Source organism: Tolypothrix sp. PCC 7712, assembly GCF_025860405.1.
GTDB lineage: Bacteria > Cyanobacteriota > Cyanobacteriia > Cyanobacteriales > Nostocaceae > Aulosira > Aulosira diplosiphon.
Map to the genome: position 1 here is coordinate 2,058,224 of NZ_CP063785.1, position 20,386 is coordinate 2,078,609.

Consider the following 20,386-nt stretch of genomic DNA (forward strand, 5'->3'; position numbering starts at 1 on the left):
GATTGCTTATTAGCCTTTATCAGCACGATCGCACTTGACGCGATCGCAATCCAAAAATTTCGTTGATGGTGCAATATCTGCAAAATATGCTGCCAACTTTGCAGATGATGGAAGTTGCCCAAAATCCCTACAAGTTAAGTAGCAAATATTACTTAAGTTAGGCATAGCTTGGACTTTCGAGATATAGAGATTTAACATTGCTGAACATTAAATTAATGTTCAGCAATGTTTTAAGTTTATCATTAAACATTGCCAAACATTGTTAAACATTATTTAGCCTTGTAACAAGGTAGTGGGGTTATGATGAACTGGCGATAAATGTTTTGAAAATTAATGAGCCAGAGCGATCGCGTACAAACTTCGATATATTTCCCCAAAGAGATCCATGAGGCTTTAGTCAGATGGGCGCAAGAAGAAGACCGTCCCATCAGTAATCTTGTTGTGCGGATTGTGAGTAAGGCGGTTGAAGAGCGAGAGAAGCAAAATCCGCCGCAATAATATGTAGCTGTTGTATCTGCGCCAATTTGAGCATTCCTGATATACGATATATCCTCAGCCACTACATGAGCTATGTTCTTGTGCGTGGTATGTTATTGGTTCTTTGCACGATGTCAAAACTTCAAGGCAAAGTGTCAGACGGGCTTAAGAACGTCTGGCAAAGTTGATTGGGGGAGGTCTTTTAAAGGCTATACAAAATGGCAATTAAGAAAAGTGAACTTTATAGTTCGTTATGGAAAAGCTGTGATGAACTGCGGGGTGGTATGGATGCCTCGCAGTATAAGGATTATGTACTGGTTTTATTGTTCGTTAAATATGTATCTGATAAATATGCTGGTGTAGCAGATGCGCTGATTGAAGTGCCTGAAGGCGGAGGCTTTCAGGATATTATTGCTCTCAAAGGACAGAAAGATATCGGGGATGGTATCAACAAAATTATTACCAAGTTAGCCGAGGCAAATGACTTAGTAGGGATCATTACCGTTGCTGATTTCAATGATGATGACAAGTTGGGCAAGGGTAAGGAAATGCAGGATAGGCTTTCCAACTTGGTAGCGATTTTTGAGAATCCAGCACTAAATTTTAGTAATAACCGTGCTGATGGTGATGATATTTTAGGCGATGCCTATGAGTATCTGATGCGTAACTTTGCGACGCAATCGGGTAAAAGTAAGGGACAATTTTATACTCCGGCGGAAGTGTCCCGTGTCATCTCTAAAGTTATTGGTGTTAATTCTGCCAAAAATCAGAGTCAAACGATTTATGATCCAACTTGTGGTAGTGGTTCTCTGTTAATTAAAGCTGCGGATGAAGCAGAACAGGGCTTAACCATCTACGGACAGGAGATGGACAACGCTACCTATGCGTTAGCTCACATGAACATGGTTATTCATGGACATCCTACTAGAGACATTCAACAAGGAAATACTCTCGCGAATCCTCTATTAAAAAATGAAGATGGTAGCCTGAAAATTTTTGATTTTGCTGTGGCTAATCCTCCGTTTTCCTCCAAAGCTTGGAGTAATGGACTTAATCCAGCCAAGGATGAGTTTCAACGGTTTGATGGCTATGGCATTCCTCCGGCTAAAAATGGGGACTATGCTTTTTTGCTGCACATGGTTCGCTCCCTGAAAAGTAATGGTAAAGGAGCGATTATTCTGCCGCATGGGGTGCTGTTTCGGGGGAATGCGGAGGCGGAAATTCGGAAAAATCTGATTAGCAAGGGCATTATCAAGGGGATTATTGGGCTACCGCCGAACCTGTTTTATGGGACGGGGATTCCTGCCTGCATTATTGTGTTAGACAAGGAAGATGCCGAGAATCGCCAAGGCATTTTTATGATTGATGCCAGCAAGGGGTTTGTTAAAGACGGCAATAAAAACCGTCTGCGAGAGCAGGACATTCATAAGATTGTTGATGTCTTCAACAAACAGCTTGAGGTGGCGAAATATTCGCGGATGGTTCCAGTTGAGGAAATTGCGGGGAATGAGTACAACCTGAATATTCCGCGTTATATTGACTCTCAGGAAGAGGAAGATATTCAGGATATTGAGGCGCATCTGTTGGGGGGGATACCCAAGCGAGATATTGAAGCTTTGAGCGATTACTGGCAGGTTTACCCGACGCTGCAACAGGAGTTATTTGAGGCGGCGGATCGCCCAGGATACCTGATGCTTAAAATTCCAGGATCAGAAGTCAAAGCTAGGACTTACGCATTGACAAAAAATATTATTGATGTGTACTAGGCAGCACAAGTATTGGTGAGATTGTCCACAATATAATCACGCACAACTAAAGTAAACAAGTTTCTTTGTAATTCATACCAATTAGAAATGATGTTTTCAGACCGCATTAGCTCTAAACGAACAAATGCTTGAAGTGAGCAAAATATGTGTGTTTTAATTGCATGGCTATCTCTAACCCTTACGGGTTCGCCAGTTGCTTCAAGTCGGGAGACCCGCCCAACGCACTGGCTCACCATAAATCGACAAATTCCACATACTTGTTTTATTGCTCTGTGAAAACTTTCTATTCCCCAATGAGTATCATGAATTGTCACAAATTCACTGCGAGTTATTTGCTGAAGAGCTTCAGCATCTGGTAGATACAATATATAATGTCTAGAGTCTTCTTTTTTGAAGACTTTCCTAAACAATTTGATAAATCCAAATTCTCTCAGATGAGTTACCAACCCTTCATCAGGAATCTCTAAACCACTTACTTGGCAATACTTTCCTGGTTCATTAGAGACAGTTCTATTTTTCTCAACCCCAAATAGAAAACCCAATTTCTGGTTTCTTAAAAATTTTAAGTTTTCTACTCCTGAGTACCAACTATCTCCTGTTACTAGCCTTGGTTTTACACCCCAATCAATTACTTCAATTAGCATCTCTTGGAAATAATCGTTCTTCGTTTTCCCCTCCTTTTTATCGTATATTCTGTAATTTATTGGTACTGAGCTTCCATGTATGTCGCTGTAATACAGCGTAATTAAATTTATCCCTTTGATACTTTTATGATATTTACCTGACCAAAAATAACCGATTAATTCTGCATATTTTGGATTACTGTACAGTTTTTCTATGACTGTGTCGTCTACACTTAAAATCCCTCCTGTCAAGTTAATAATAGTCTTTACCGTACTGAACAAATCATAGGGAGCGTATCTCTCCCTCAACAAAAAACGGTTCACACTATCATGTGAAACATTCCCCAATATTTCTGCTAACCTACTGCATCCTCCATGCTTCGGTTCCGATAACAAAAATAGAGTGTAATGTTCCAGATTGCATTGTGCTGTTGAGAGTTTACTGATTTCTCTGATTGTCCGATACCTATTTGTAGACAACACTTTTTTCTTAACGCATTATTTTATCATTCTGTCAATGCGTTAGTCCTAATTACGTATTGCAACTTTCATTAAACAAATATCTAGTTCACGTTCATCGAGAACTTCATGTTCTTCTAACAACCTTGATTTCCATCGCTCAATACGTTTTTGATTTTTCACCCTTGGATAATCATGACGATTGTAATGGTCTACAAAATATCTCACTAAGATTTTCTCTAGTTTATCAAGCGTCAGACAGGCAGTCCTTTCTGCTTCTGGCGGACGTTCCTCTACACTTGAACCCGTATATCCACCATATAAAGACAAAATGTAAGGATTCAGGTCTAAAATTGAGGAACTAGAGAAGGGCGAGACTGAGAATTAATAGAGTCAGCAATTAGTGCTTGTACAAAAAAATCAATAACAGACAGACTTTGACGACGACAGGTTTGAACCACCGTCAACAAATTGGCAGTATGTTGAAACCGCTCCATCGAACGGGAACCACCACTAACTTTACGTTTTGTCACAGCCAAACGCAGCGATCGCTCGGCTTGATTGTTATCAGGAGGAACTTCAGGGTTGTCAAGGAAATACCACCATTGGGAGGCTTTATCGCGCAAGGAACGTAAAAGGTTTCCTGCTGTAGCTCCGGCTAAGTTAATCCAGTCATCAAGTGTTTGTTGCAATTTAGATTTGAATTGATTGACCCAATCGTTATAACTGGCGCAGTCAAGAGTCTCAAACCATTGGGCATAATTTCCAAAAGCTTCATCAATTAAATCCACAAATGCTTCACCAATAGCTTGGTTGTGAAGACCTGGAAGTTGAATTAGTTTTTTGAAGTGACGGCGTAGATGAGCCAAACATTTCTGCTGCTCAGGCACCGCATAGCCATTGTAAACACTAAAATCATCGCTGCTGATTACCCCTGTATATTTAGCCCCTAAAATGGCTTCTAGTTCTGCTCTGGAACGAGTGTCAGCAGCAGTAAACAGGCAAAACTCAGAATTGGCAACTACCCACAACCATTCTTTAACTCCCTTGACAGACCAAGGTGTTTCATCCACATGAATGTTAGGTTGTGTCTGTTTTACCCAATTACTTAACTCAGTAATGCTTGGTTGAATCGCTGTTTGAATTCGTTCATTTGTGGTGACTAAAGTTCCCAGCCCAATTTCAATTTGACCTAACTCCCACAACATTTCTTGCTGTTTTTCATAGGGCATATGTGCATAATTATTTGCCCATCCTAAAAATGCCTGTAAAGAAATCCCTAAATCCTGTCCTGGGATGATATCTTGTGACCAGGAGGCTGTTTGTATATTGCCACAGTACTCACACTGGCACGTATGGCGTTGATACTCAACTATTTCAATGGGACGCTCCACTAGTTGCGCTACAGACTGTTTTTCTACTTTTACTGCCACAGCCGCAAACGCTTTTTGACCACAACAGACACAATCACTTGGACGTAAGATTTCACAACGATCTACTCTACCAAAACCCTTACGGGTCTTACCTTGATGCCCTGGTTGCCCACCTGGCTTTCTTTTGGGATGATTTGATTCTTCTTGCGGTGCTGCTTTTTTGTTTTCACTCTTTTTGAGGATGTCCCCTGATGGCGGCTTAGATGAGGTTTTGCTGTCTAAATCTCTGCTGACTTTTAAACGTTCTATTTCTTGCTGTAGTTCTAATACTGTTTTCTGTAATTCACCTATTACCTTGCTCTGCTCAATGATTATCTCTACCAGTTCTTGTTTCGATAACTGGTTCAAGCTTTCCCGGTTTAAATCTTGAGGCAGGTTTTGGTTCATATCTGTGATACTCCTCCTCAAGCGATCCCTTTGTCAATACTCTGCCACCTGAATCCTTACGACAAAATTTCTTTATTAATCTTGTCAAATATTGATTCAATTAAACCACCTGCTTGAGGAAAAGCACGTAACCGCCGCGTAAAACCTAATTGTAGGGAAATTTGTTTTAAATGTGCCGATTTAAATTCCTTCGCACGATCTGTCATTATATATTCTGGAATTCCGCACACCTGCCATGTTTCTTGAAGCTCGTACTCGGTTTCGTAGTGCTTTGGTAAAATCGCATGACGCAGAGCTAAACCAACTTCATGTGAGCCAGCAGGTTCAAAACCTAGATAAAAACCTGTCACACACCCAGAATAGCTATCCATTACCAATGTGATATATGGACGACCAATAACTTTTTTATCTTCTTCGTCAATTAACAAAATATCTAGCTTAGTATGGTCTATCTGCCAAATCTGGTTGCTGTGGGTGATTTCTAAAATCCCTTCTGTTGTTTGAAGAATTTGTCCTTCAATTGGTGATCCAGGATGACGTAATGTCTTATTTTTTTCTTCTATATAGGCATTTATTACTTTATAAACAGTGACATGAGAAGGATGTTTGCCTGCTATTAAATCCTCTCTCACTTGAGAGTATCCCTTAAATTTTTCATCATGCTTCTTTTGTTCTAGCTTCTCTCCTTGGGAAGCTAAAGCTTTTAAATAGCCAAAAATCTGATTGTGGTTTATCCGAGAACCTTCTTTGTTACCCCATTTATGAAGGTTCACAATAAGATCATGCCACTGCTGGGAAATACGATATTGTCCCTTATCTTTACGTCCAACAGCTAGAGTTGCAACTCCTACCTGTTCAACTTTCTCCACCATGCGCTTAATAGTTCGGGTGCTTTTACCCAAAGCTTTCGCTGCATCTGCGATCGCATCCATACGAGCTGCTTTGTTAGGCGCTTGGCGGATGACATCTATTAATTCCACCTTTTTAAGATAGTCGGATGAATCTTCGTTAACTAGTAGGTGCTTTGTTTGCTCTTCTTCCTTATTTACTACTTCCTCAATCTCTAATCCTGGAAAGGCTTCGCTCGTAGGCTTCCTGGGCATCAGCTCATCTCCAAAAAATATGTCATCATTTACTTTAAAATTTTATATGATTTATGACATCATTTGATTTAAAAGTGGGAAAAAAATAATCTAAGAACAAAATAACTGAAACCTTTGCTATCAAAAGGTTTCAGCTATAAGCACTATAAATTTAAAATGGACAATAATTCTTTAAAATGGACAATAATTATTTAATGGACACCATCCGGAAGTTAAATAATCATTATTATTTTTCAAGATAACAATAGTATAAATTGAGTTTTGGAAAAACTATATTTTCATAATTAAACTTACAGCAATTTGCAAGCGAAAATCTCCTGAGTAAGATACTGGCATCATCACGAAGAACAGCTTGAGAAAAATGGTATCAACGGAGAAACAGCATTGCTGTAGAAATTCAGTTTAAAGGTTGGTTAAAAACGATGTCAAAGACAAGCCGCTACGCGTCTACGCTACATTGAGCTACTACCGTGTCCTCTCGAATATTGTTGATGCATCGCAAACACTATTTGACTTGGTAAAAGTCTGATTGATTGTCGATAGAAACTGATCATGACTCAAATCTTACTCCTCAAAACTCTTAAAAAATCCTCCTCCTCCCGGAGTTTCTATCACAAATACATCTCCAGGTTTCATTTCTACAGTTGCAGTGCTATCTAAAGTTTCTTGATTACCATCTTGACGTTGTACCCAGTTGCGTCCTACTTTTCCTGCTTCTCCACCATTTAATCCAAAGGGAGGGATACGCCGATGATTAGAAAGAATATTTGCTGTCATTGGTTCTAGAAACTTGATGCGGCGAATGACTCCATTACCACCAGAAAATTTGCCTTTACCGCCGCTATCGGGACGCAAACTAAAGCTTTCTACTTGTACAGGATAGCGAGTTTCTAAAACTTCAGGATCGGTTAAACGGGAGTTAGTCATGTGGGTATGAACTGCATCAGTACCATGAAAGTTAATCCCTGCACCAGCACCACCACAGATAGTTTCATAATATTGATAACGTTCATTCCCAAACGTCAAGTTATTCATGGTTCCCTGAGAAGCAGCCATGACACCTAAAGCACCATATAATGCATCAACAATTGTTTGAGATGTCTCCACATTACCTGCAACTACGGCTGCTGGATAAGTTGGGTTCAGCATACAGCCTTCAGGAATGATAATTTCCAAAGGTTTTAAACACCCTGCATTTAGGGGAATACTATCTTTTACTAAAGTACGAAAAACATATAATACTGCCGCCTGAGTAACAGCTTTAGGAGCATTAAAGTTACTATCTAATTGTTTAGATGTACCAGTAAAATCAATAGTAGCACTGCGATTCTTATGATTAATTTTTACTTCTACTTGAATTTTTGCCATGCTATCCATTTCATAGCAAAATGAACCATCTGTAAGAATATCAATTGCGCGTCTAACTGCCTCCTCTGCATGATTTTGCACAAATTTCATATAAGCTTGTACTGTTTGCAATTGATATTGATTAACCATCTTACGCAGTTCTTGCACGCCTCGTTCATTGGCGGCAATTTGTGCTTTAAAGTCTGCAATATTTTGGTCAGAATTACGAGCAGGATAACGATGATTTAAAAGTAAATCTCGTACTGACTGTTCTTGAAAGTTACCTTTTTCAACTAAGAGAAAATTATCAAATAAAACTCCTTCTTCCTCTACATTTTTACTATGGGGAGGCATAGAACCTGGGGTAATACCACCAATATCAGCTTGATGTCCGCGAGACGCAACATAGAAAAGAGGACTGTTAACTAAAATATTTTCACTACTATCGAGAAATACAGGAGTAATTGCAGTGACATCAGGAAGATGGGTGCCGCCATTATAAGGATTATTAGATAAATAGACATTTCCCGGTTTTATCGTATCGCCTTTATCGTTAATTAAACTGCGGACACTTTCGCTCATGGAACCTAAATGTACGGGAATATGAGGTGCATTAGCCACTAATAATCCAGAAGTATCAAAAATAGCGCAGGAAAAATCTAGACGTTCTTTGATATTCACAGATGCAGCTGTATTTTGCAGAACAATTCCCATTTGTTCAGCGATAAATTGATAGAGATTTTTAAATATTTCTAGACGAACAGGGTCAGGTTGAGATATTTCGGACATTTTCGCTCCTATTTTTGAAATATAGCAACTTCCGTAGTTTCATATCATTAGAATTAAATAGGTGCTTAGAGGTTATTTATAAAGTAAAAATAAAATTATTGTAGGCTGCATTAGGTGTGGTTTTCAATATGATTTGTCATGAAATAACTATACTAGCGCCTAACGCATTATCCATGCGGCGGGCGGTGCGTTACTTTATAAATAGTCTCTTAAAGCATACTTTTGCTTGTAAGGCGGCAATCATCTAATAGTTGGTTTAATTCTGCAATAACCTGACAAGGATTTCGACCTTTTAAAAAAGCAGCAATTGCAGCTTCATACGGATTCCTGCCAGTTTTTCTCACTGCTGATATCGCTGCTTGATTAGAAAATCCCCGCGCGCTAACTAGCCAAGCAGCTAAGATATGTCCTGTGCGTCCAATTCCCCCAGCACAGTGAACCACTACTTTTTCACTGGCTTGGTTTGCAAGTAACAAAAAAGGCAATATTTTCTGAGTGAGGGTTTCATTATTCACTAGTTGGAAATCCTCAATTGGTGCCCAACAAACTCGCTCAACTCCAAAGTTGTTTTGATAAATTTGCAGTAAATTTGAGTATCGATTTAGCTGAGTTTCATGAAGTAAACAGCAAACACGCTGAATATTTTGACTTTGCATAAACTCAATCCACTGATTGATTTTTTGGCTACTATATCCAGGCCTTGCAGCACCAAATACAATAGTTTCATTTTCAGAAGCTGCAGCAAATTTGTACATAATTTAATATCATTGATATTTTGATAATTAAAATTTATTAGTAAAAACAATGTTCATAAACCGCAGTATATTCAATTATTTATTTAGATTGTAATTGATATTTTAATATGTTTATAATCTTCTGAGCTTCATACTGAAAATTAATTGTTATTCCTACATACCACAAGATTGAAACAAAGGTTAGCCACATAATTAGCATAAATATCATAAATATTGATGAATGTGAGCCTTGTAAAGCTTGTTGCCATGAAAAAATAATGCCAGTGATTACAATAGATAACATCAACAACCACATGATCACCAATATCAATAATTCCCGGTTGGATGGTCGCATTTTTAAAGCTACAATCAATTCATTATTAATATTTTCCATAATATGTATCTGGGCTTGAGTTTCAATACAAAGTTTCTTGTAGGCGTAAGGGCCATTGATGCGGAAAGAATGATCATTTATTAATTTGACAAAATATCGCCTTTCGATGCTACCAAATAAGCCAGAACTTTTATCTGTAATTCCTGTATTGGATAAATCTGATAGGATTATTTGCAAGTTTTTTAAAGAAAGTATGATATGTAGATTACAACGTTTGATAGGGACAACAGATGACAATAACTTTCTCAATCTCAAAATAGCTTGTGTCATGGTAGGTTTTATGGCGATATCATCATCGTTTCTTAATAATTAGAATTTTAAATACTTAAACTTCAGTAAGCATTGTAGTATTTACGGTTAATACTCAATAGCATTGATAATTTGTTGATTATTTAGCAAAATTAATTAATCTTTACGATTTAAAATTAAGTGATTACGTTCAGTTAATTCTGCTTCCCAGTTAGGCTCAACTACAATTGTACTAATCTTTTCAACAATGATGGCAGGCCCATGAATAACATCTTCTGTCTGCAAATCTTCGCGACGATATACAGGTGTATTATGCCATTGTTCGCTAGTAAACATCCTCACTTGCTCAACAGCTTGAGGCTTTTCATCTAAAGAACGAGTGCGAGTAACTAAAGGTTCCTCAGGTGTGTCCATTTTTTGAATTAATTCAACTGAAGCAGATTCCACAATTAATTGCTTTTCTAGTTGGATGAAACCATAGCGAGATTTATGTTCAGCTTCAAAACTTGCTCGCATGGCTGAAACTTCAGGCTTAAAATCAATTATCAATATGGAGTTAGTACCTTCATATTTTAAATTTAGTTTAGCAACTATTTCCTGCTGCTGAGTATTATAATCATTACTAATTTCACTGGCTGCTTGAGTAGCTAAATTAGCAATTAAATTTTGTAATTGGGAAATTAATGCTGATGTTAAAGGCTGTTCTACTCCCTTTTCTCTAATGGCTCGAATATCAGCTAATCCCATACCATAAGCAGATAAAACGCCAGCGTAAGGGTGAAGAAATATCTGTTTCATGCCTAAAGTATCGGCAATTAAACAAGCAACTTGTGCGCCAGCACCGCCAAAACAACAAAGTACATATTGCGTGACATCATAACCCCTCTGGAGACTGATTTTTTTAATGGCATTCGCCATATTCTCTACTGCGATCGCAATAAATCCTGCAGCTACTTGTTCCGGGGTACGATTGTTACCTGTTGCTGTTTTGATATCTTCTGCTAACTGGGTAAATTTAGCTGTGACAATCTCTTGATATAATGGTAAATTGCCCTCAATTCCAAAAACAGCTGGAAAATATTGTGGGTGAATTTTACCTAACATGACATTAGCATCAGTTACTGCTAAAGGGCCGCCACGTCGATAACAAGCAGGGCCAGGATTTGATCCAGACGATTCTGGCCCTACACGATAACTAGAACCATCAAACAATAAAATTGAACCGCCACCAGCCGCAATTGTATTAATTGCTAATACTGGAACTCGCATCCTCGCACCAGCAATTTCAGATTCTAATTGGCGTTCGTATTCTCCTTTAAAATGGGCAACATCAGTACTAGTTCCACCCATATCAAAGGTAATTACTAACTCAAAACCTGCTCTTTTACTAGTTTGAACTGCACCCACAATTCCCCCAGCCGGGCCACTTAAAATACTATCTTTACCTTGAAATTGTTGGGCTGTAACTAAACCGCCGTCAGATTTCATAAACATTAATTTGACTCCAGGTAACTGACTTGCTATCTGGTTCACATAGCGCCGTAAAATTGGTGTCAAATAAGCATCTACAACTGTGGTATCACCGCGACTAACTAACTTCATTAAAGGGCTAACCTGATGAGATACTGATATTTGTGTAAATCCAATTTCTTGAGCAATTTGATATACTTGTTGCTCGTGATTGTGATAGCGATCGCTGTGCATAAAAACAATGGCACAACTGCGAATTCCTGTGTTGTAAACTGCTTGTAAGTCTTGTTTCACTTGTGCAAGATTAACAGCTATTAATTTATTACCTTGAGCATCATAGCGTTCATCAACTTCAATTACCTGCTCATAAAGCATCGTTGGTAAAACTATATGAAGGGCAAAAATATCAGGGCGGTTTTGGTAGCCAATACGCAACGCATCTTTAAAGCCTTTGGTAATTAGCAGGACGACGCGATCGCCTTTTCTTTCTAACAGTGCATTAGTGGCTACTGTTGTCCCCATTTTTACTACTTCTATAGCTTCCGTAGGAATCGCCTCATCCTGAGAAATACCAATAATATCCCGAATTCCTTGGATAGCTGCATCTTGATATTGTTCAGGATTTTCTGAGAGTAATTTATAAACGATAATCCACTGCTGATTAGGCAGATTTACAATTAAAAATCGTTCCGGATGCTTTAATAATCTTTCTATAATTTTCTGATTATTTGTAACCGCAACTATATCGGTAAATGTTCCACCACGGTCAGCAAAGAATTTTAACATTTCTCTGTTTATTTAATGCTCTAGAAGTAGAATAACAAGACTTATTAGAGTATTTCTACTTCGACTGTAAAATATTTTGACTACGAGTATTGATTGGCAGGAATATTTATCATACAAATTGAGTATTTTTAGGTATATTTTATATTTTTTGGCTAATTTTCTGGTAAAATAATTTAATATAAATTAGTATTACATTTAATTTAAGTATATCGTGTCTGCAAAAGATATCTTCCATGATATTGTCAAAGCAGCTTTACAAAAAGATGGCTGGCTAGTTAACAAAGACCCATTATATTTGCGTCTAGGTGATGACCAAATACGGATTGACTTAGGTGCAGAACGTTTAATTGTTGCGGAACGGGAAAAAGAACAAATCGCTGTTGAAGTTAAGAGTTTCTTAGCACCTTCAGCACTCAACGAGTTTCACACTGCTTTAGGACAATTTCTCAACTATCGAGCTGTATTACAAATACAACAACCCCAAAGAAAGCTATATTTGGCAGTAACTACGGATGTTTACCGAAGTTTTTTCTTGCGAGATTTACCTCAATTAAGTATACAAGTCTATGAACTGAAAATAATTATTTTCGATCCAGTTAATGAGGTAATTGTGGAATGGATAAATTAAATAATTACCGTCAATTGATTCGCCAAATAATTAATGAATATGCCCAAATGAAGCCGAGTAATGGGGATATTCAAGTTTATACTTTTTGTGATGAGGTCAATGACCATTACCAAGTTTTTCATGCTGGATGGGATGGATATCAACGCATATTTGGTGCTTTAATTCATTTGGATTTAATTGAAGGGAAAATTTGGATACAGTATGACGGTACTGAAATAGGAGTGGCAAATGATTTAGTGGCATTGGGTGTAGCTAAAGAAGATATTGTTTTGGCATATCACTCACCTTTTATGCGTCAATTTGATGGTTTTGCAGTTGGGTAGTTATATAAAAAATTGAAGGTGCGTTAGCCTACGGCATAACACACCCTACTTCTTAATTACCTGTACCTACTGAATAATATAGGGGCATCATTGCCCCTACGAATCTTCTAGTTGACCGACGCGACGTATATTGAGAATGTCGCTCATTTTTTTAATTTGGGTAAACACTTGCTCTAGTTGTGGGCGATCGCGTATTTCTATACCTAAGTCCATTAATGCTGGTTGTCCGATCGCAGTTTTTACTTGAGCATGGCGAACGTTAATCCCCTGGTCGCTTAAACGTGACAAAATATCTTTTAATACTCCGACGCGATCCAGTGCTTCAATTTGCACGTTTACGGGGTAAGTATGGGGACGTGCAGTATGTTCTGGAGTATTGTTCCACCCTACTGGTACTAGCCGTTCATATTCCACACTTTCGAGATTATTACACCCTTGGCGATGAATAGAAATGCCGCGTCCACGGGTAACTACGCCAATAATCGGTTCTCCAGGAATGGGGGTACAACACCCAGCCAGGTGATACACCAAACCTTCTACCCCAACAATTGGCGAATCGCTGGCGCGGGAATGGGTTGCTGGTGCATCTCGCAAAGCTTTGGCGTTGCTGGGTGACTCTTTGGGTAAATATGGGGGTGCAACAACCATAGGTTGTTGTGCTTTTACCACTTCTCGCCAACGGTTGAGAACTAAATTCAGGGTGATTTCTCCGTAACCCAAACCTGCAAGTAAATCTTCAACGCTGTGGTAGTTACATTTTTCAGACACGCTGTGCATTGCGTCTGATTTTAAGAGACTTTCAAAACCAGTTTTACCCAGTTCTTTTTCTAATAATTCTCGACCTCGAGCCACATTTTCTTCCCGGCGCGATCGCTTATACCATTGTTTAATGCGATATTTAGCGGCGGAAGTTCTGACAAAATTTAACCAATCCAAGCTAGGATGGCTGTTCTTTTGCGTCATCACTTCCACAATATCGCCATTGTGCAACCGCGTTGACAGTGGTACCATGCGCCCATTGACTTTAGCTCCAGCACAGTGGTTACCTACTTCTGTATGAATGCGATAAGCAAAATCAACACTGGTAGAACCTGGACTTAAAGGAATTACATCACCTTTGGGGGTGAAAACATAGACATCATCTTCAAATAAATTATCTTTGACACTATCAAGATATTCTTGAGCATCCTTTAAGTCACTTTGCCATTCCAGCAGTTGCCGCAACCAAGTAAATTTCTCATCTGTAGCTGTTAAATGGCTATTATTAGAATTGCCTGTTTCTTTATATTTCCAGTGGGCAGCAATCCCATACTCAGCAATATGGTGCATTTCCATTGTCCGGATTTGCACTTCTAAGGGACGACCAGTCAGCCCAATTACGCCAGTATGTAATGACTGATAACGGTTTGGTTTTGGTAGCCCAATATAATCTTTAAATCTACCAGGAATTGGGCGAAAGGCATCATGCACTACCGCTAAAGCACGATAGCATTCTTCATTGGTCTCAACGATAATCCGCAGCGCTGCCAAATCATAGATTTCATGAAATTCTTTTTGCTGTCGCTGCATCTTCTGGTAAATACTATAAAGATGCTTAGGACGACCGCTAATATCAAGACATTTAATCCCAGTTTGTTGTAGGCGATCGCGTAAAGTTGCTGTAGCCTTCGCTAATTTCTCTTCTCGTGATGTCCGTTTTTCAGAAACGTGCTGTTGAATTTCGCGGAAAGCTTCTGGTTCTAAATATTTAAAAGATAAATCTTCTAGTTCCCATTTAAAGTGCCAGATCCCCAAACGATTAGCTAAGGGTGCAAAAATATCTCTGGTTTCTTGGGCAATGCGACGGCGTTTTTCCTCTGGCATAAATTGCAGAGTTCGCATATTATGCAGACGGTCAGCCAACTTCACCACAATAACGCGAATATCCTGTGCCATTGCTAAAAACATCCGCCGAAAATTTTCTGCTTGACTTTCGGTTTTGCTTTTGAAATTGATTTTAGAAAGTTTGGTGACACCTTCTACTAATTGCCGTACATCTGAACTAAATAGCTCTTCTATTTGTTCAATTGTAATATCTGTATCTTCAACTACATCATGGAGAAATCCAGCTGCTATCATATCAGCACTACCGCCTAAGTCACGCAGTAATCCTGCCACTGCAACGGGATGACAAATATATGGTTCTCCCGATTTTCGGTATTGTCCTTGATGCAGTTGATAAGCGAATTGGAATGCTCGAGCAATTAAAACTGTATCATTATGCCTTCGATCGTCTTCCGCTACGCCACCATTTCTGTATGACTCTTTTAAACATTTTTTGAGCCACTCCGGAAGAGGAACATCAATGGAAGAATTGAGAACTATGGTACTCATACAAAGAGAACTAAAGGTGATCTGTGGATAGGGTTTAGAGAGGAGCAAACTAACAGCATCGCCGCAGGAAAATGCTAATGCCAAAGGCCGGTACAAAAAACCTTGAGAAGATGATTAATAATTTTCAATGATAATCATCAAGTGAGAGCTTTAAGTTACATAATTCCTATATATTTCTGGCAAACGAAGCCTCAAAGCGTGACTTGAGGCTTCTTGTTCTAAAAAGAGCTGAAGAAAGATTATTGTAGAAAAATTACTTGACATTAATACTATCTTAACTACCACTGGATGTCTCTAAATCAAGAGAAATATCAGGACTTGGCAAATTTGTTAGAGCAATTCCGCTCCGATGCCAATAAGACCACACTAGATGCAAGCAAACTGCGAGAGCGTTTAGCCTCCTTAAATCAATTGTTTGGGCAGCAGATTCTACCTTTACCTGAACTGAATTCGCGAGAGCAGTCTTATCGGACAGAGATTGGCAAGCAGTTGCGCCTATTGGAAATTGACATAATGTTTTTCCAAGGAGCAAGGCAGGTATCAACTGCACAAGCCAGGCTGCAAACCATTAGCGATCGCTTGACAACTCTCATCCAATATTGTGATACTATCCTGCGACCAGAAGATACAGAGGAAAAATCATGATCAATTTCCTTGTGATCTAGTTTATTTATCATCCCACCTCTGACTTCCAGTTGACAGCTATTTTGACAACAAGTTGTAAACTCCGTAAATTTCACGATTGAGCATTGGTATTGGGGGAGTGGGGATCGGGGACTGGGGACTGGGGACAAGGAATTTTAGATTTTAGATTTTGCGGAAAGTTGCGTGCGGGGGTTCCCCCCGTTGAGCAAACTTTCCAAGACGGATTTTAGATTGAAAGCCAATCCAAAATTGCAAATCCAAAATCCAAAATTGAATTACCAATTACCCAATGCCCCATGCCCTATGCCCTATGCCCTATGCCTTGAAGCAACAGAGTTATAGTGCGATGCATATAGGTATCTACTGGCTCTGCTGTGGGTTTAAATATCAGTGCATAATAGAGTGACCCACTGACGAGGTCGGTGATGAGATCTACATCTGCATCTGGCTGAATTTCGCCTCTAGATTTGGCTCGTTGCAGAATTTGGGCAAAAGCCTCGCGGCGCGGCATTATGTATTTTGTCCAGTAGACTTGGGCAAATTGCGGATTGCTTGAGGCTGTACTGATAATTAAAGCAAGTGTCTGACGACCCAGAGGACTCAAGATTTTTTTCGCGGCATTATCAATCAGGATATCCATATCTCCCCAGAAGGTACCTGTATCTGGGATCGCTACATCTGCTCTTAAGCTTTCGATCGCATCTGCAACTAGTTCTTCTTTAGAAGTATAACGTCGATAGATAGTTGTCTTGCCAACTCCAGCACGAGATGCGATCGCTTCTATGCTCATGCTCTGATACCCTACTTCCGCCAGTAGGTCAAGAGTTGCCTGCAGAATCGCTTGATTAGCTTGAATGCTACGTGGTCGTCCAGATGGGCTATTAATTCGCTTACTCATACCAACATCTTGACTAAACCCGACCATCTTGGCAATTTTCAGCAAATTTCTTTACTTTCCGCCGCCTTGAGTAATCATATACGATACGCTACCGTAGCGTATATGATTGTGTTAGGGGTTTGGTGTTCCCATTACCCATTACCCAATACCAATGCTCAATCCCCAATATGGCTACCAATATTAAAAGTTCTAATTTTAACCAAGCTGGTTATGTTCAAGGGCCTCTGAAGTGGGCGATCGCCTTTTCTGCGTCTCTGGGTGCGATTCTAGAGGTGATTGACACCAGCATTGTCAATGTGGCGCTGACTTCCATGCAAGCCAGTTTAGGGGCTACGGTGAGCGAAATAGGCTGGGTAGTCACCGGATATGCGATCGCCAACGTTGTTTTAATTCCGTTATCTGCTTGGTTGGGTGATTATTTTGGTAAAAAAAGTTACTTTATATTTTCGTTGATTGGCTTTACTGTCGCCTCTGTTATTTGTGGGCTATCAGTAAATCTGCCCATGCTAATTGTCTCCCGCATTGCTCAAGGATTATTTGGTGGGGGATTATTAGCAAAAGCTCAAGCTATTTTATTTGAAACCTTTCCTCCCGCCGAACAAGGTTTAGCGCAAGCCGTGTTTGGGGTAGGAGTAATTTCTGGCCCAGCAATTGGCCCGACTTTGGGAGGCTACCTCACCGATGCTTTGGGTTGGCGTTGGATTTTCTTTATTAATATTCCCTTTGGGATTTTGGCAGTAGTGATGTCTTCAATGTTTTTACCGCAGGATAAAGGTAAAAGTGAAGCAAAAAACCAAGCCGTCGATTGGTTGGGGATCGGGTTGTTGGTGGTTGCGATTGGCTGTATGCAAACCTTTTTAGAAGAAGGGGAACAAGAGGATTGGTTTTCTTCCGGTTTTATTACCACCTTAGCTATTGCCAGCATTTTAGGATTGGTGCTGTTTATTTGGCGAGAACTGAAAACACCTCATCCGGCGGTGGATTTAAGAGTGCTGCGTCACCGTTCCTTAGCTGCGGGAAGCTTTCTATCTGCAATTGTGGGGATGGGGTTATATGGCGCATTATTTGCTGTACCAATTTTTGCCCAGAGTATCCTGCATTTTACCGCCACCCAAACGGGACTTTTACTAGCACCTGGGGCGTTAGCATCAGCAATTGTCATGGTGATGTTAGGTAAATTATCTACCAAAGTCGATGCCAGAATTTTAATTGCGATCGGTGGTGTGGGTACAGCTATGGTGATGTTTGATTTATCAAAGCTCACTTCCCAAACGGGAGCTGATGATTTATTTTGGCCCTTGGTATGGCGTGGAGCCTTTACAGTCTTAATGTTTCTCCCCTTAAGTTTGGCAACTTTAGGCTCACTTCCCAAAAAAGATATTTCTGCTGGTTCTGGCTTTTACAACCTCACCCGGCAGCTTGGTGGTAGCATCGGCATTGCTATACTCACCACCCTGCTAGATAAAAGAGAAGCGTTTCATCGCGCTATGCTTTTATCTCACCTTAGCCCTTACAGTCCAGAAACCAATCAACGCCTTGACTTGCTTACCGCAGCAATGCAAAACCAAGGTATGGATGCAACAACAGCCCATCAACAAGCATTGGCTTTACTAAGCCAAACAGTAGATATTCAAGCAGCGGTGTTGTCTTTTGCAGATATCTTTCGAGTTGTGGGAGTGGCGTTTCTTTGCTCATTGCCTTTATTACTCTTTTTAGGCAAAGGTGGCGCAGGAGCAAAAGCACCAGTACATTGAGCGCGAGTTGCTTTGAAAAATAGTAGATGAAGACAGCAGAGGGAGCAGAGAAAGCAGAGGAGGATGGAGAGGAAGAGCTGACACGTTGCATGGGGCATTAGAAACTTTTTCCCCATGCCCCATGCCCTATGCCCCATTCCCCATGCCCCATGCCCTATGCCCTATGCCCCATATCAATATAAACAAATCTTATAAGCACTATTACTTATTTATATAATTCATCTATTTCCTTGTTCAGGTTGAGAGTATATTTTGGATCTTATATGTCAAGGTTTCATGACATTTGAGAACAATTAAATTTTTTTAATCAATGAATTTCAATTTATTACTGCTCAAAATGCTGATTTAGAGCAAAAAATTTCAGTTCTTCAGATGGGAATTTTAGCTAATAACACTAATTTAAAATTCTATCTCTTGACAGAGTTTAGGTATTTTTTTAGCTAAGTTGCTGATCAAGATGAGCTTAGTCAGTAAATACAGGGAATTTTTTTGTTTTCAGGATTTTTAGTTGTAGTTGCTGTAGGAATTTATGAAAGGTTATTTACCCAAAGGACGGCTTTCTTCAACATATTTAAGCAGATTTAATTATGAATATGTTCAAGATAAATGGAAAAATTACTGCTTTAAAATACGTGGAACTAGACGTTCATATGCTTTAGATAGACCTCACCACAAACACATTTTTTGGAGTTGGTGCGGCAGTTTTATTGGCATAGCAGCAACAGCTTACCTTTCGATAAAAATGAATTCTCCTTTGTTGATGGCTCCCTTTGGTGCGACAAGCGTATTAATCTTTGGTATACCTGACAGTCCTTTAGCCCAACCTCGGAATGTAATTGGTGGTAATTTTGTAGCAGCATTAGTTAGTCTGACTATTCTGCATCTTTTCGGTTCAGAACCTTGGGCTATGGGAATGGCTGTAGCTACAGCTATTGGGATGATGCAACTTACTGCAACCTTACATCCGCCTTCTGGTGCAGTTGCATTAGTTGTGATGATGACGAAAGCATCCTGGCAATTTCTTTTAACTCCCGCCTTAGAAGGTTCGATAATTTTGGTTCTCTGCGCCGTGGTATTCAATAATTTGGCACATGAGCGAACATATCCTAAGTATTGGTTCTAAAAGTTGGCGTTGCTGTCTCTCCGTGAGTGGGATTCGGCAACGCCAAACTTTTTATGTGTAGATTAAAAGAGCGATCGCAATTAAAATTCAGTGTATTCAGCCTGTGATGCCATTAAGAAGCATTGCTGTCTGTAATTTGCTCTTTAGCTGAATCAACTTCTCCTGCTAACTCTTGGCGAGTTGAAGCTTTTAAGAAATAGCGGGAGACAAACCAGATGACATAGCTAAAGCCAATCAATTGAAAAAATGAAGCCAGGAATGGAATATCATCAATAGCATCTGTAATGGCTACTAACATTGTGAGGAAAATTACTGTCGCCACAAGTACAGCAAAGCTAATGACAAGAAAATTATATTCATTAACGAAATTAGCTACATTTTTCGGTAACCTTTCCAAAAATTCCGCAGTTTTTCTACCTATTTCTGTACCTTGTTTTTCAGATTGAGCCTCGCTAGCTACTGTTGACAAAGTTGCTGCTGAGGAATTGTAAATTGTTGTCTTATCGCTTGTATAAGGAGGCTCAACATATCTTGGTGGTTGTACTTGAGTTTGCATAGTTTTTTAGAGAAATTGTTCATTTTCGGATGTGATATTACCATTCCGGCAGTTTTTAGTCTGTTTTGC

The 20,386-nt window shown here is 39.4% G+C and carries 19 protein-coding genes; 7 read left to right on the forward strand and 12 right to left on the reverse strand.

The window, feature by feature from the left end:
* Nucleotides 1-9: 9 nt before the first annotated feature.
* Entirely contained in the window at nt 10-198 is a 189-nt protein-coding gene (locus tag HGR01_RS08310) for a hypothetical protein (RefSeq protein WP_096622062.1), read from the reverse strand.
* 135 nt (nt 199-333) lie between these two features.
* Here HGR01_RS08310 and HGR01_RS08315 point away from each other — a divergent pair, with 135 nt between their 5' ends.
* The gene (locus HGR01_RS08315; protein ID WP_081583965.1) at nt 334-498 is read left to right on the forward strand and encodes a ribbon-helix-helix domain-containing protein; all 165 of its coding nucleotides are present in this window, start codon (nt 334-336) and stop codon (nt 496-498) included.
* Between the two features lie 197 nt (nt 499-695).
* On the forward strand, nt 696-2,243 hold the full coding sequence (locus tag HGR01_RS08320; RefSeq protein ID WP_081583964.1) for a type I restriction-modification system subunit M: 1,548 nt from the start codon (nt 696-698) through the stop codon (nt 2,241-2,243).
* On the opposite strand, the gene HGR01_RS08325 is transcribed toward HGR01_RS08320, so the two are convergent.
* The 8 genes from HGR01_RS08325 to HGR01_RS08360 all read right to left on the reverse strand — a co-directional run bounded on the left by HGR01_RS08325 (nt 2,240) and on the right by HGR01_RS08360 (nt 12,017).
* The gene (locus tag HGR01_RS08325; protein WP_081583864.1) at nt 2,240-3,262 is read right to left on the reverse strand and encodes a transposase; all 1,023 of its coding nucleotides are present in this window, start codon (nt 3,260-3,262) and stop codon (nt 2,240-2,242) included. The two genes, HGR01_RS08320 and HGR01_RS08325, sit on opposite strands and share 4 nt — an antisense overlap.
* Nucleotides 3,263-3,394: 132 nt before the next feature.
* On the reverse strand, nt 3,395-3,553 hold the full coding sequence (locus HGR01_RS08330) for a hypothetical protein (protein WP_263420044.1): 159 nt from the start codon (nt 3,551-3,553) through the stop codon (nt 3,395-3,397).
* Between the two features lie 119 nt (nt 3,554-3,672).
* Complete coding sequence (gene tnpC, locus HGR01_RS08335) at nt 3,673-5,145, reverse strand: IS66 family transposase (protein WP_096621848.1); 1,473 nt, start codon at nt 5,143-5,145, stop codon at nt 3,673-3,675.
* 56 nt (nt 5,146-5,201) lie between these two features.
* Nucleotides 5,202-6,248 (reverse strand): integrase catalytic domain-containing protein, encoded by a 1,047-nt coding sequence (locus HGR01_RS08340; protein ID WP_052335137.1) that lies wholly within the window; start codon nt 6,246-6,248, stop codon nt 5,202-5,204.
* A 564-nt stretch (nt 6,249-6,812) separates the two neighbouring features.
* Nucleotides 6,813-8,384, reverse strand: coding sequence for a hydantoinase B/oxoprolinase family protein (locus HGR01_RS08345; protein WP_045869559.1), 1,572 nt, complete (start codon nt 8,382-8,384; stop codon nt 6,813-6,815).
* A gap of 209 nt (nt 8,385-8,593) precedes the next feature.
* Nucleotides 8,594-9,139, reverse strand: coding sequence for a dual specificity protein phosphatase family protein (locus HGR01_RS08350; RefSeq protein WP_045869558.1), 546 nt, complete (start codon nt 9,137-9,139; stop codon nt 8,594-8,596).
* A gap of 79 nt (nt 9,140-9,218) precedes the next feature.
* Complete coding sequence (locus HGR01_RS08355; RefSeq protein ID WP_045869557.1) at nt 9,219-9,782, reverse strand: hypothetical protein; 564 nt, start codon at nt 9,780-9,782, stop codon at nt 9,219-9,221.
* A gap of 135 nt (nt 9,783-9,917) precedes the next feature.
* Nucleotides 9,918-12,017 (reverse strand): hydantoinase/oxoprolinase family protein, encoded by a 2,100-nt coding sequence (locus HGR01_RS08360; protein WP_045869556.1) that lies wholly within the window; start codon nt 12,015-12,017, stop codon nt 9,918-9,920.
* A 211-nt stretch (nt 12,018-12,228) separates the two neighbouring features.
* Here HGR01_RS08360 and HGR01_RS08365 point away from each other — a divergent pair, with 211 nt between their 5' ends.
* Entirely contained in the window at nt 12,229-12,645 is a 417-nt protein-coding gene (locus tag HGR01_RS08365) for a XisH family protein (RefSeq protein ID WP_045869555.1), read from the forward strand.
* Nucleotides 12,633-12,968, forward strand: coding sequence for a XisI protein (locus tag HGR01_RS08370; protein WP_045869554.1), 336 nt, complete (start codon nt 12,633-12,635; stop codon nt 12,966-12,968). The genes HGR01_RS08365 and HGR01_RS08370 overlap by 13 nt, the downstream gene beginning before the upstream one ends.
* A 96-nt stretch (nt 12,969-13,064) precedes the next feature.
* Here HGR01_RS08370 and HGR01_RS08375 read toward each other — a convergent pair whose 3' ends face one another.
* Entirely contained in the window at nt 13,065-15,341 is a 2,277-nt protein-coding gene (locus HGR01_RS08375; RefSeq protein ID WP_045869553.1) for a RelA/SpoT family protein, read from the reverse strand.
* A 288-nt stretch (nt 15,342-15,629) separates the two neighbouring features.
* On the opposite strand from HGR01_RS08375, the gene patD reads away from it, so the two are divergent.
* Entirely contained in the window at nt 15,630-15,986 is a 357-nt protein-coding gene (patD, locus tag HGR01_RS08380; protein WP_045869552.1) for a heterocyst frequency control protein PatD, read from the forward strand.
* Between the two features lie 301 nt (nt 15,987-16,287).
* On the opposite strand, the gene HGR01_RS08385 is transcribed toward patD, so the two are convergent.
* On the reverse strand, nt 16,288-16,929 hold the full coding sequence (locus HGR01_RS08385) for a TetR/AcrR family transcriptional regulator (RefSeq protein WP_309227801.1): 642 nt from the start codon (nt 16,927-16,929) through the stop codon (nt 16,288-16,290).
* Nucleotides 16,930-17,051: 122 nt separating this feature from the next.
* On the opposite strand from HGR01_RS08385, the gene HGR01_RS08390 reads away from it, so the two are divergent.
* Both HGR01_RS08390 and HGR01_RS08395 read left to right on the forward strand, forming a co-directional pair.
* Nucleotides 17,052-18,638, forward strand: a complete 1,587-nt coding sequence (locus tag HGR01_RS08390) for a DHA2 family efflux MFS transporter permease subunit (RefSeq protein ID WP_045869551.1) — start codon at nt 17,052-17,054, stop codon at nt 18,636-18,638.
* A gap of 529 nt (nt 18,639-19,167) precedes the next feature.
* The gene (locus HGR01_RS08395) at nt 19,168-19,761 is read left to right on the forward strand and encodes an HPP family protein (protein WP_045869550.1); all 594 of its coding nucleotides are present in this window, start codon (nt 19,168-19,170) and stop codon (nt 19,759-19,761) included.
* 112 nt (nt 19,762-19,873) lie between these two features.
* Here the strand turns inward: HGR01_RS08395 and HGR01_RS08400 are convergent, their stop codons facing one another.
* Nucleotides 19,874-20,317 carry a CAAD domain-containing protein gene (locus tag HGR01_RS08400; RefSeq protein WP_045869549.1) on the reverse strand — a complete coding sequence of 148 codons (444 nt, stop codon included), beginning with the start codon at nt 20,315-20,317 and terminating at the stop codon, nt 19,874-19,876.
* Between the last annotated feature and the right edge of the window lie 69 nt (nt 20,318-20,386).

Coding starts and splice junctions, on each gene's coding strand:
- HGR01_RS08310 (WP_096622062.1), bottom strand. CDS start 198: ATGTTAAATCTCTATATCTCGAAAGTCCAAGCTATGCCTAACTTAAGT.
- HGR01_RS08315 (WP_081583965.1), top strand. CDS start 334: ATGAGCCAGAGCGATCGCGTACAAACTTCGATATATTTCCCCAAAGAG.
- HGR01_RS08320 (WP_081583964.1), top strand. CDS start 696: ATGGCAATTAAGAAAAGTGAACTTTATAGTTCGTTATGGAAAAGCTGT.
- tnpC (WP_096621848.1), bottom strand. CDS start 5,145: ATGAACCAAAACCTGCCTCAAGATTTAAACCGGGAAAGCTTGAACCAG.
- HGR01_RS08340 (WP_052335137.1), bottom strand. CDS start 6,248: ATGCCCAGGAAGCCTACGAGCGAAGCCTTTCCAGGATTAGAGATTGAG.
- HGR01_RS08345 (WP_045869559.1), bottom strand. CDS start 8,384: ATGTCCGAAATATCTCAACCTGACCCTGTTCGTCTAGAAATATTTAAA.
- HGR01_RS08350 (WP_045869558.1), bottom strand. CDS start 9,139: ATGTACAAATTTGCTGCAGCTTCTGAAAATGAAACTATTGTATTTGGT.
- HGR01_RS08355 (WP_045869557.1), bottom strand. CDS start 9,782: ATGACACAAGCTATTTTGAGATTGAGAAAGTTATTGTCATCTGTTGTC.
- HGR01_RS08360 (WP_045869556.1), bottom strand. CDS start 12,017: ATGTTAAAATTCTTTGCTGACCGTGGTGGAACATTTACCGATATAGTT.
- HGR01_RS08370 (WP_045869554.1), top strand. CDS start 12,633: ATGGATAAATTAAATAATTACCGTCAATTGATTCGCCAAATAATTAAT.
- HGR01_RS08375 (WP_045869553.1), bottom strand. CDS start 15,341: ATGAGTACCATAGTTCTCAATTCTTCCATTGATGTTCCTCTTCCGGAG.
- patD (WP_045869552.1), top strand. CDS start 15,630: ATGTCTCTAAATCAAGAGAAATATCAGGACTTGGCAAATTTGTTAGAG.
- HGR01_RS08390 (WP_045869551.1), top strand. CDS start 17,052: ATGGCTACCAATATTAAAAGTTCTAATTTTAACCAAGCTGGTTATGTT.
- HGR01_RS08395 (WP_045869550.1), top strand. CDS start 19,168: ATGAAAGGTTATTTACCCAAAGGACGGCTTTCTTCAACATATTTAAGC.
- HGR01_RS08400 (WP_045869549.1), bottom strand. CDS start 20,317: ATGCAAACTCAAGTACAACCACCAAGATATGTTGAGCCTCCTTATACA.